Genomic DNA, 10714 nt, shown 5'->3' on the forward strand with positions numbered 1-10714 from the left:
CCCAAGGCAAGCACGCCGTCAACGCGGCTTTCCCGTAGAGAAACACCCATGCGACCCGACCAACCGAATGGCAAGCAGGATAGCGTTAACGACGCGATGACGCTGGCGCTGATGGCGCTGGGCTGGACGCTGGCGGAGGAATCGCGGGCGGACCGGTTGCTGGCGCTGACCGGGATCGACGTGGAAACCTTGCGCGCGGGCGTGGGCGATCCGGCGATCATGGCGGCCATCCTCGCCTTTCTGGCCAATCATGAGCCGGACCTGATCGCCTGTGCCCAGGCGATCGACACCACACCCGCCGCGCTGATCGCGGCGCAGGAGATTTTGAGCCGATGACCCGCCCCCTGATCATCACCGATTGCGACGAGGTGCTGTTGCACATGGTCGTGCCGCTGCGCGCCTGGCTGGATGAGACCCATGCCGTGGATTTCGACATGCGCGAACGCGGCTTTGCCGAAGCGCTGCGCCACAAGGATAGTGGCCTGGTGCTGGAGCGCGAGCATGTGTGGCAATTGCTGATCGCCTTTTTCGATACGGAAATGCATCGGCAGTCGCCGATCGCGGGCGCGGTCGAGGCCTTGGGGCGACTGGCGCAGGTCGCCGACATCGAAGTGCTGACCAATATCGGCGAACGCCATCACCAGCAGCGCGTCGAACAGCTCGCTGCCTATGGCCTGAACATGCCGGTCCATTGGAATAACGGGCCGAAAGGTCGCCCGCTGGCCCGCATCGTGGCGGCGCGTGCGCCCAGCGTCGCGCTGTTCATCGACGACCTGGCCGAACATCATGAATCGGTCGCGCGCCATGCGCCCGACGTGTGGCGGCTGCACTTTGTCGGCGAGCCGGATATCGCCGCCGACGTGCCCGACGCCCCCCACGCCCATGCGCGGATCGACAATTGGGTCGCGGCCGAAGCCTGGATCATGGACCGGCTAGCCCAGGGTCCGGCCCCCCTTCCCCTTATCCCCACTGATGGAGCCTTATCATGAGCATCGACGCCCGCCTTGCCGAACTCGGCATTACCCTGCCCCAGGCCGCCACCCCGGTCGCCGCCTATGTGTCGAGCGTGGAAGCGGGCGGCATGCTGCATATTTCCGGGCAGATTTCGCTGGCACCCGACGGCCTGATGACCGGACGGCTGGGCGAGGACCGTGATCTCGACTATGGCGTCGCCGCGGCGCGCATCTGTGGCCTCAACCTGATCGCCCAGATGAAGGCCGCGCTCGGCAGCCTCGACCGGGTCGAGCGCGTCGTGAAACTGGGCGCCTTCATCAGCAGCGCGCCATCCTTCACCGACCAGCCCAAGGTCGCCAATGGCGCGTCCGAACTGATGGTCGATGTGTTCGGCGACGCGGGCAAGCATGCGCGCAGCGCCGTGGGCGTGCCCGTGCTGCCGCTCGGCGCAGTCGTCGAAATCGACGCGATCGTCCTTGTCCGGCCGGCCTGATCGGCTGTCCTGGCTGACCGCCCGCCCCTTTGCCCATCGCGGGCTGCATGGGGCGGGCATCAGCGAAAATGGGATGGCGGCGTTTGACGCCGCCATCGCCGCCGGGTGCGGCATCGAATGCGATGTCCGGGCGAGCCGCGATGGCGTCGCCTTTGTCTTTCATGATGCGATGCTGGCGCGGATGACCGGCGTGGCGGGCAGTCTCGGCGCGCGGGATGCGGCCGATCTGGATGCTATGGTCCTGCCCGATGGCGGTGCCATCCCGCGATTGGCGGCGTTGCTGGAGCGGTGCGGCGGTGGTGTGCCGCTGTTGGTCGAGATCAAGGTGCAGGGGCGCACGGTCGCGCCGCTCTGTGCCGCTGTTGCGCGCGATATAGCCGCATGGACCGACGCCCCCTTGGCGATCATGTCCTTCAATCCCCTGGTGCTGCGCTGGTTCAGACAATATTTGCCGCAGGTGGTGCGCGGATTGGTCGTGACTGAGCAGGGCAAGGGAATGATAAGGGGCAAGATTGCTCGCGCCCTTGCACTTTGGTTGGGGAAACCCGACTTTCTCGCCTGTGATATTCGTGACCTCCCCTCCCCCTTTGCCACCCACGCCCGCGCCAAAGGGCGGCCCGTGCTGACCTGGACGGTGCGCAGCGACGATGAGCAGGCGCGCGGGGCGCGGCATGCCGATCAGATCATCTTCGAGACGCCCCGTGACTGAGTGGGTGGCGCGCATCGCCGCAGGCGTCGCCGAATTGCCGCGCGACCAGTGGGATGCCTGCGCCGGATCGGCCAACCCCTTCGTCAGTTGGGATTTCCTGACCGCGCTGGAACGATCGGGCAGCGTGGGGGAAGGGACCGGGTGGCAGCCCTTGCCGCTGGTGATCGATGGACCGGATGGGCGGATTGCCGCCGCCGTGCCCGCTTATGGCAAAAGCCATAGTCAGGGCGAATATGTGTTCGACCATGGCTGGGCCGATGCCTGGGAACGGGCCGGTGGACGCTATTATCCCAAGATTCAGATCGCCGCGCCTTTCTCGCCCGTGCCTGGCCCACGGCTGCTCCTGCGTAACGAGGCCTTTGCTCCGGCGTTGATTGCCGGGGTGGAAACGCTGGTTGAGCGCAACAGCCTGTCGTCGGCGCATGCGACCTTTGTGGAGGCGGATCAAGTGCCGCTGTTCGAAGCGGCGGGCTGGTTGATCCGCGAAGACAGCCAGTTTCACTGGACCAATCGCGGCTATGACGATTTCGGCGATTTCCTGGCCGAGCTGTCGAGCGAGAAGCGCAAGAATATCCGCAAGGAGCGGGCGCGAGCGGTCGCGGGGCTGGACATCGTTCACCTGACCGGCGGCGCGCTCACCGAAGCCCATTGGGACATATTCTGGGATTTCTATCAGGATACCGGCGCGCGCAAATGGGGGACGCCCTATCTTACGCGATCCTTCTTCTCGCTACTGAGCGAGACGATGGCCGACAAGGTGCTGCTGGTGTTGGCGTTGCGCGAGGGGCGGGCGATTGCGGGCGCGCTCAACCTGATCGGGAGCGATGCGCTCTATGGCCGCTATTGGGGGTGCAGCGAGGATGTGCCCAACCTGCATTTCGAGCTATGCTATTATCAGGCGATCGACATCGCCATATCGCGCGGGCTCAAGCGCGTGGAGGCCGGTGCGCAGGGCGGGCACAAACTGGCGCGGGGCTATGCGCCGGAACCTACTTGGTCAGCCCATCATATCCCCAATCCCGGTTTTCGCCGGGCGGTCGCGGACTTCCTGGCCGCCGAGCGGGCGGGCGTGCAGCAGGACCGCCAATGGCTGGCGGAGCGTACGCCGTTCAGGAAAGGATAGCGGTCAGGCGACGCCGATCTGTGTCGTCACCATCCAGGCGCGTGCCTGGCGCTGCGCTTCGGCAATCTGGCGCGCGGTCATTTCTTCGGCGATTTCGGCGCGCATCGATTGGCCTTCCTCGCTGCCGCGTAGGGCGGCAAGGTTGAACCATTTATGGGCTTCGACAAGATCGACCGGCATGCCGCCGGTGCCGCAGCTATAGACGACACCCAGGTCGAAACAGGCTTCTGCCGATCCGCTCGTCGCGTGCGACAGGCGGCTTTCCATCAGAAACTGCGCGCTCTTGCTACTATTGCCCATAATGTTCTTCCCCTTGCCCAGCTAATTCAATGGATCGACCCTGCGGTTTTTCATTGCGGGCAGGTTGGACCAGCATCCGATAAAAAATGGTTAACGCCTGCGGCGTGATTTCCTGCGAATGGCCCGAAGAATCGGGCGTAGTAGGGTTAATGCGGCCGGAGGCGAGCGTCAGGAAGAGACAGATAAGGGGTGGCGTCGTTTGGCCTTCATCCCCATAGCCATGCCATGGCCCAATCGTCCCCCCAGCCCGCAACGCCGGGCGAAAAGCAGATCGGTTTCCGCGAGTTCGTGCTGCTATGCGCGTGCCTGATGGCGATGAACGCGCTGTCGACTGACCCGATGCTGCCCGCTTTGCCCGCGATCAGTCTCGACCTGGCGATCCCGCAGCCCAATGACCGGCAATTGATCATCAGCCTCTATTTTCTGGGGTTGGGCCTTGGCTCCCTGTTGTTCGGCGTCCTGTCCGACCGATTCGGGCGCAAAAGCGTGTTGGGATGGTCGATGGCGCTGTTCATCATGGCATCGATCGCGTGCGCGGTGGCGCCGAGTTTCACCATGCTGCTCGTCGGCCGCACCTGCGCGGGCTTTTTTGCAGGGGCCAGTCGAGTCGTCACCGTCGGCATCGTGCGCGACCGGTTCAAGGGCGACGCCATGGCGCGGGTCATGTCGTTGATCTTCGCGGTGTTCATGCTGATCCCGGTGATGGCACCGAGTTTCGGTCAGGCGATCTTGTGGATTGCGCCGTGGCGCTGGATCTTCTGGGCACTGGCGATCCAGGCGAGCCTGATCCTGCTGTGGATGCTGATCCGCATGCCCGAAACGCTGCACCCCGATAACCGGATGCGGATCACGCCGCGCACCCTATGGACCACGGTCGGCACCGTGATGCGGACGCGCAGCTCGATCGGCTATATGCTGGCAAGTGGCGTAGTGATGGGTGGCCTGATCGGCTTCATCCTGTCGGTGCAGCAGATTTTCTTCGATATCTTCGACGCGCAGGCATTTTTCCCGATCGGCTTTGCCCTGATCGCCGGATCGATGGGGGTGGGCAGCCTGATCAACAGCCGCCTGGTGTCGCGATTCGGTGCCCGGCGGCTGAGCCAAGGCGCGCTGATCATCTTCATCCTGATCGCCCTCGTGCATAGCGGCGTGATCTGGGCGGGGCGTGAAACCTTGGTCACCTTCATGGTGCTGCAGGCGATGACGATGATGACGGTTGCCTTCACCGCGTCCAATTTCAGCGCCATTTCGATGGAGCCCTTCTCCAGGGGCGCGGGCATCGCCTCCTCCTTTCAGGCTTTTCTCACGACGGCCTTGTCGAGCGCACTGGGCACGATCGTCGGCCAGGCGTTCAATGGTACCACCTTGCCGCTGACGCTGGGCCTGCTGGTGTTCGGCAGCCTGTCCTTCCTGATCGTCGTCTGGGCCGAGCGCGGCAAGATGTTCACGCGGCCTAACATGAGCAGCCTGCGCGACATCGAGTTCAAGGCGCTGCATTGAACCTTTGAAGCCAACCGCACATGGACGGACAGGCATAAAAAAAGGGGCGGTTTCCCGCCCCTTTTTCGTGGGTCGATCAGGCGTCCTGCCCACCCGGCGTATGCGCGCCGGGTAGCGGCGGCACGGGTTGGGGCGGGATGCCCGCATCATGCTCCGGTACGTCCCCATCATTACCGCGTCCGACATGACTGCGGCTGCGGCTATAGGCGAAATAGACGATCAGGCCGAGGGTGGCCCAGCCGACGAACATCAGCTTGGTTTCGACGCCCAGGCTCCAGAACAGATACATGCAGCCCGCAATCGCTACCGGCGCCGTGAACAGGATCGCCGGGGTGCGGAACGGGCGGGCACGATTAGGGTCGGTCCGACGCAGCATCATCACCGCGATCGACACGGCGGCGAAAGCGAAGAGCGTGCCGGAGTTGGAGATGTCCGCCAATATGCCGACCGGGAAGAAGGCCGCGAACAGCGCCACGAAGACGCCGGTCATGATGGTGATGACATAGGGCGTCTTGTAGGTCGGGTGAACCTTCGAGAACATCGCGGGCAACAGGCCGTCGCGGCTCATGACGAAGAAGATGCGGGTCTGGCCGAACATCATCATCAGGATGACCGACGGCAGAGCGAGGCCGGCGGCCAGGCCGAGCAGGTTGCCGATCTGCGGCCAGCCGATTTCACGCAAGGTCCAGGCCAGCGCTTCCTTCGAACAGGTGACCGCTTCCGTGCCAGCGGCGGCAAGGGCAGCGCATTGCGCCGACAGGGCGGTCGATCCGGGCGCGAGGGCGATTCCGCCCTGGGCGATCGGAATGCCTGCTTCGGTGACGGGCTGCGCGCCCACCGTGCCGATGACGCCGGCGGCGACCAGCATGTAGAAGATGGTGCAGATGGCGAGCGAGCCGATCAGGCCGATCGGCATGTTACGCTGCGGGTTCTTGGTTTCTTCGGCAGCGGTGGAGACGGCGTCGAAACCGACATAGGCGAAGAAGATCGAGGCCGCCGCAGCCGATATGCCGGAGAAGCCGAGCGGAGCGAATGGCGTGAATTTTTCCATGTTCATGACCGGCAGGGCCAGCACGATGAACAGGGTCAGCGCGGCGACCTTGATCAACACCAGCACGGCATTGACCGACGCGCTCTCCTTGGTGCCGATGACCAGCAGCCAGGTGACGAGGCCGGCGATCAGCATGGCAGGCAGGTTGACCATGCCGCCATCAAAGGGCCCGCGCGTCAGGAGATCAGGGATATCCATCGCGAACGTATGTTCGATCAGGCCGACGACATAGCCGGACCAACCCACCGATACCGCGCCTGCCGCGACGGCATATTCCAGGATCAAGGCCCAACCAACCATCCAGGCGATCAACTCGCCCATGACGGCATAGCTATAGGTGTAGGCGGAGCCGGAGACCGGCACCATGGCGGCCATTTCGGCATAGCAGAGCGCTGCCACGGCGCAGACGAAACCGGCGATGACGAAGCTGAGCATCATGCCCGGTCCCGCCTTTTGCGCGGCTTCGGCCGTCAGCACGAAAATGCCGGTGCCGATCACGGCGCCAATGCCCAACATCGTCAGCTGGAATGCACCCAGCGACCGATGCAGCGATTTCTTCTCGGCCGTCGCCAATATGGCGTCGAGAGATTTTACCCGCCCGAATATCATCAATGAAACCCTTTTATCGATATCTTGCCTGGGCGGTCGGTGGCCCCGTCCCCCTATGCTCTGATAGGGGAGACTATCGCCTAAATCGTCCCGCGCAAGTATGTTGCGTGGCGATGACATGAATGTCGGCAGTGAATAAGGGGAACAGCGTGGTTGAATTGATCCGGACGCGGAGTTTGGCAGACATGCCGCACGGCTTTGCCGGACGGCGCGGCGGCTGTTCAACGGGGCTCTATGCCGGCGCGAATGTCGGGCTTGGATCGGATGATGACCCCGCCCTGGTGCGGCGCAATCGCGATCTGGTGCGCGACGCGGTTCTGCCGGGATCGGCACTGATGACGGTGCATCAGGTTCATTCGGCGGACGTAGTGACGGTTGACGCGGCGGTGGCAGATGACGCTCGGCCCGCTGCCGATGCGCTTGTGACCGACAGGCCTGGGCTGTTGTTGGGGATATTGACGGCGGATTGCGTGCCAGTGCTGTTTGCCGATCCTGAGGCGGGGGTCGTGGGCGCTGCGCATGCCGGATGGAAGGGCGCCATTGGCGGCGTAACCGACCGGACGATTGCGGCGATGGAGACGTTAGGCGCTGGCAGGGGCGCGATCGTTGCGGCGATCGGGCCGTGCATTGGCCGGGCCTCCTATGAGGTGACCGATGCCTTTGCGCTGCGGTTCGAAGCGGAGGATGAGGCCAACGAACGTTTCTTTTCGGAAGGGCGTGCGGGGCATCGCCAGTTCGACATTGCGGCCTATGTCGCAGCGCGCGTGGCGGGCGCTGGCGTTGGTCGGGTCGAACTGCTCGATGAGGATACGTACAGCCAGGCTGATCGCTTTTTCAGCTATCGGCGGTCGTGCCATCTGGGTGAGGCGGATTACGGCCGTCAGTTATCGGTGATTGGTTTGGGTTTGTGATGAGGGCTAGACGCCAAAAAGCCCGCCTTTGAGGGCGGGCGTATTGTGTGCGTTGGTGTGGTTGCGGGAGTAGGATTTGAACCTACGACCTTCAGGTTATGAGCCTGACGAGCTACCGGGCTGCTCCATCCCGCGACACTGGTTGCCCCTTGGTTTTGGGGTAACGCAAAAAAGGCGGCTTTGGGGCCGCCTTTTTTGACAATGTGAATGGGTTTTTGCTGATTTTGCGCGAGCTTCAATGCCTGGCGACGCCCTACTCTTCCAGTGCTTGAGCAATAGTACCATCGGCGCAGACTGGTTTCACGGCCGAGTTCGGGATGGGATCGGGTGGGTCACAGACGCTATGGTCACCAAGCAATGAAGCTGGCGCAAAATCAGGGTTTATAATCGATACCGTGCACGTTTTGATATGTGTGTTGTGATTTCTGGCTGGCCTAAGAACCACGCCATCATTTCAAGCTGCCTGTTGCCAGTGCTGTCATTGATGGTGGGACTCTGCGGTTCACAAGTGAACCGTTTAAGCGCGAACAGAGCAATTAGGACTGGTTAGCTTCATGGATTACTCCACTTCCACATCCAGCCTATCAACGTCGTGGTCTACGACGGCTCGATGAAATCTTATCTCGAGGGAGGCTTCCCGCTTAGATGCTTTCAGCGGTTATCCCGTCCATACATAGCTACCCAGCTGCGCTCCTGGCGGAACGACTGGTACACCAGAGGTATGTTCAACCCGGTCCTCTCGTACTAGGGTCAACTCCTCTCAAATTTCGACGCCCACGGCAGATAGGGACCAAACTGTCTCGCGACGTTCTGAACCCAGCTCACGTACCACTTTAATTGGCGAACAGCCAAACCCTTGGGACCTGCTCCAGCCCCAGGATGTGATGAGCCGACATCGAGGTGCCAAACGATTCCGTCGATATGAGCTCTTGGGAATCATCAGCCTGTTATCCCCGGCGTACCTTTTATCCGTTGAGCGATGGCCCTTCCACGAGGGACCACCGGATCACTATGACCGACTTTCGTCTCTGCTCGACTTGTCAGTCTCGCAGTCAGGCGGGCTTATGCCATTGCACTCTAACAGACGGTTTCCAACCGTCCTGAGCCCACCATCGCGCGCCTCCGTTACTCTTTAGGAGGCGACCGCCCCAGTCAAACTACCCACCACAGAGGGTCCCTGTACCGGATAACGGTACGAGGTTAGACATCAGAAAACAGCAGGGTGGTATTTCACCTATGGCTCCACATCAACTGGCGTCGATGCTTCAAAGCCTCCCACCTATGCTACACAGCTCTTTCCTAATGCCACTCTGAAGTTGCAGTAAAGGTGCACGGGGTCTTTCCGTCTAACCGCGGGTACTCCGCATCTTCACGGAGAATTCAATTTCGCTGAGCATATCCTGGAGACAGTGGGGAAGTCGTTACGCCATTCGTGCAGGTCGGAACTTACCCGACAAGGAATTTCGCTACCTTAGGACCGTTATAGTTACGGCCGCCGTTTACCTGGGCTTCAATTCAGTGCTTGCACACCTCCTCTTAACCTTCAGGCACCGGGCAGGCGTCAGGCCCTATACGTCGTCTTGAAGCCGACTTAGCAGAGCCCTGTGTTTTTGCTAAACAGTCGCTACCCCCTGGCCTGTGCCCCCCATAAGAGCTTGCGCTTATATGGGGCCTCCTTCTTCCGAAGGTACGGAGGCAATTTGCCGAGTTCCTTCAGGATACTTCTCTCAAACGCCTTGGTATACTCTACCATTCCACCTGTGTCGGTTTAGGGTACGGTCTATACGGAGGGGCTATTTCCTGGGACGATTTCACAGCCTGGAGCAATCCAATAAGCCCAGACCATTTACACCATCCGTCACACACCTCCAGGCCCACGAATATTAACGTGGTTCCCATCGACTACCCCCTTCGGGCTCGTCTTAGGGGCCGGCTTACCCTGCTCAGATTAGCTTTAAGCAGGAACCCTTGGAATTTCGGCGACAGTGCATCTCACACTGTTAATCGCTACTCATGTCTGCATTCGCACTTCCGATACCTCCACGACCCATTACCAGATCGCTTCAACGGCCTACGGAACGCTCCGCTACCGCGTGATCGTAAACGATCACACCCTAAGCTTCGGTGCATCACTTTAGCCCCGTTACATCTTCGCCGCAGGATCTCTTATTTAGACCAGTGAGCTGTTACGCTTTCTTTAAAGGATGGCTGCTTCTAAGCCAACCTCCTGGTTGTTTTGGAAATCCCACATGCTTTCCCACTTAGTGATGACTTGGGGACCTTAGCTGTAGGTTAGGGCTGTTTCCCTTTTGACGACGGACCTTAGCACCCGCCGTCTGTCTGCCGGACTAGACTCGTTGGTATTCGGAGTTTGGTTAGTGTTGGTAGATCTCGCGACCCCCGCAACCATCCAGTGCTCTACCCCCAACGGCAATCATCCGACGCTCTACCTCAATAGATTTCGCGGAGAACCAGCTATTTCCCGGCTTGATTGGCCTTTCACCCCTAAGCACAACTCATCCGACAATTTTTCAACATTGAACGGTTCGGTCCTCCAGTGCGTGTTACCGCACCTTCAACCTGGTCATGCATAGATCGCCGGGTTTCGGGTCTAATGCATCAAACTGAAGTCGCCCTATTCAGACTCGCTTTCGCTGCGCCTACACCTAACGGCTTAAGCTTGCTTGATACACTAAGTCACAGACCCATTATGCAAGAGGTACGCGGTCAGGTCTCAAGGACCCTCCCACTGCTTGTAGGCATCCGGTTTCAGGTACTGTTTCACTCCCCTCATCGGGGTGCTTTTCACCTTTCCCTCACGGTACTGGTTCACTATCGGTCATGTACGAGTATTTAGGCTTGGAGGGTGGTCCCCCCATGTTCAGACAGAGTTTCACGTGCTCCGCCCTACTCGAGTCCTGATGCTTTGCTTTCACATACGGGGCTGTCACCCGCTATGGCGTGCCTTTCCAGACACTTCTGTTAACTAAGCACCAGGCACTGGCCTGGTCCGCGTTCGCTCGCCACTACTAACGGAATCTCGGTTGATGTCTTTTCCTCCGGG

The 10714-nt window shown here is 60.9% G+C and carries 9 protein-coding genes, 1 tRNA gene and 2 rRNA genes (1 of these 12 cut by a window edge); 7 read left to right on the forward strand and 5 right to left on the reverse strand.

The window, feature by feature from the left end:
• The first annotated feature begins 48 nt into the window (after positions 1–48).
• From BSY17_RS11305 to BSY17_RS11325, 5 genes are read left to right on the forward strand one after another with little or no spacing between them, the layout of a single operon-like run.
• Positions 49–336: a DUF3572 domain-containing protein gene (locus BSY17_RS11305; protein WP_069065580.1), complete on the forward strand. Its 288-nt coding sequence runs from the start codon at positions 49–51 to the stop codon at positions 334–336.
• Positions 333–989 (forward strand): hypothetical protein, encoded by a 657-nt coding sequence (locus tag BSY17_RS11310; protein ID WP_069065581.1) that lies wholly within the window; start codon positions 333–335, stop codon positions 987–989. Before BSY17_RS11305 ends, BSY17_RS11310 begins: the two co-directional genes overlap by 4 nt.
• Positions 986–1447 carry a RidA family protein gene (locus BSY17_RS11315; RefSeq protein ID WP_069065582.1) on the forward strand — a complete coding sequence of 154 codons (462 nt, stop codon included), beginning with the start codon at positions 986–988 and terminating at the stop codon, positions 1445–1447. Before BSY17_RS11310 ends, BSY17_RS11315 begins: the two co-directional genes overlap by 4 nt.
• The gene (locus BSY17_RS11320; RefSeq protein ID WP_069065583.1) at positions 1431–2156 is read left to right on the forward strand and encodes a glycerophosphodiester phosphodiesterase family protein; all 726 of its coding nucleotides are present in this window, start codon (positions 1431–1433) and stop codon (positions 2154–2156) included. Before BSY17_RS11315 ends, BSY17_RS11320 begins: the two co-directional genes overlap by 17 nt.
• The gene (locus BSY17_RS11325) at positions 2149–3279 is read left to right on the forward strand and encodes a GNAT family N-acetyltransferase (protein WP_069065584.1); all 1131 of its coding nucleotides are present in this window, start codon (positions 2149–2151) and stop codon (positions 3277–3279) included. The genes BSY17_RS11320 and BSY17_RS11325 overlap by 8 nt, the downstream gene beginning before the upstream one ends.
• A gap of 3 nt (positions 3280–3282) precedes the next feature.
• Here BSY17_RS11325 and BSY17_RS11330 read toward each other — a convergent pair whose 3' ends face one another.
• The gene (locus BSY17_RS11330) at positions 3283–3579 is read right to left on the reverse strand and encodes an SEL1-like repeat protein (RefSeq protein ID WP_069065585.1); all 297 of its coding nucleotides are present in this window, start codon (positions 3577–3579) and stop codon (positions 3283–3285) included.
• Positions 3580–3804: 225 nt separating this feature from the next.
• On the opposite strand from BSY17_RS11330, the gene BSY17_RS11335 reads away from it, so the two are divergent.
• A complete protein-coding gene (locus tag BSY17_RS11335) occupies positions 3805–5079 on the forward strand; it encodes a multidrug effflux MFS transporter (RefSeq protein WP_069066918.1) in 1275 nt (424 codons plus the stop codon).
• A 76-nt stretch (positions 5080–5155) separates the two neighbouring features.
• On the opposite strand, the gene BSY17_RS11340 is transcribed toward BSY17_RS11335, so the two are convergent.
• Positions 5156–6739: an amino acid permease gene (locus tag BSY17_RS11340; protein ID WP_069065586.1), complete on the reverse strand. Its 1584-nt coding sequence runs from the start codon at positions 6737–6739 to the stop codon at positions 5156–5158.
• Positions 6740–6888: 149 nt separating this feature from the next.
• Here BSY17_RS11340 and pgeF point away from each other — a divergent pair, with 149 nt between their 5' ends.
• The gene (gene pgeF, locus BSY17_RS11345) at positions 6889–7650 is read left to right on the forward strand and encodes a peptidoglycan editing factor PgeF (RefSeq protein WP_069066919.1); all 762 of its coding nucleotides are present in this window, start codon (positions 6889–6891) and stop codon (positions 7648–7650) included.
• Positions 7651–7708: 58 nt separating this feature from the next.
• Here the strand turns inward: pgeF and BSY17_RS11350 are convergent.
• From BSY17_RS11350 to BSY17_RS11360, 3 genes are all read right to left on the reverse strand, one after another.
• A tRNA-Met gene (locus BSY17_RS11350) sits at positions 7709–7785 on the reverse strand.
• 105 nt (positions 7786–7890) lie between these two features.
• Positions 7891–8005, reverse strand: a 5S ribosomal RNA gene (gene rrf, locus BSY17_RS11355).
• Positions 8006–8167: 162 nt separating this feature from the next.
• Positions 8168–10714, reverse strand: a 23S ribosomal RNA gene (locus BSY17_RS11360) (it continues 265 nt past the right edge of the window).

Origin of the sequence: Sphingobium sp. RAC03 (assembly GCF_001713415.1) — a bacterium.
Classification (GTDB): Bacteria; Pseudomonadota; Alphaproteobacteria; order Sphingomonadales; family Sphingomonadaceae; genus Sphingobium.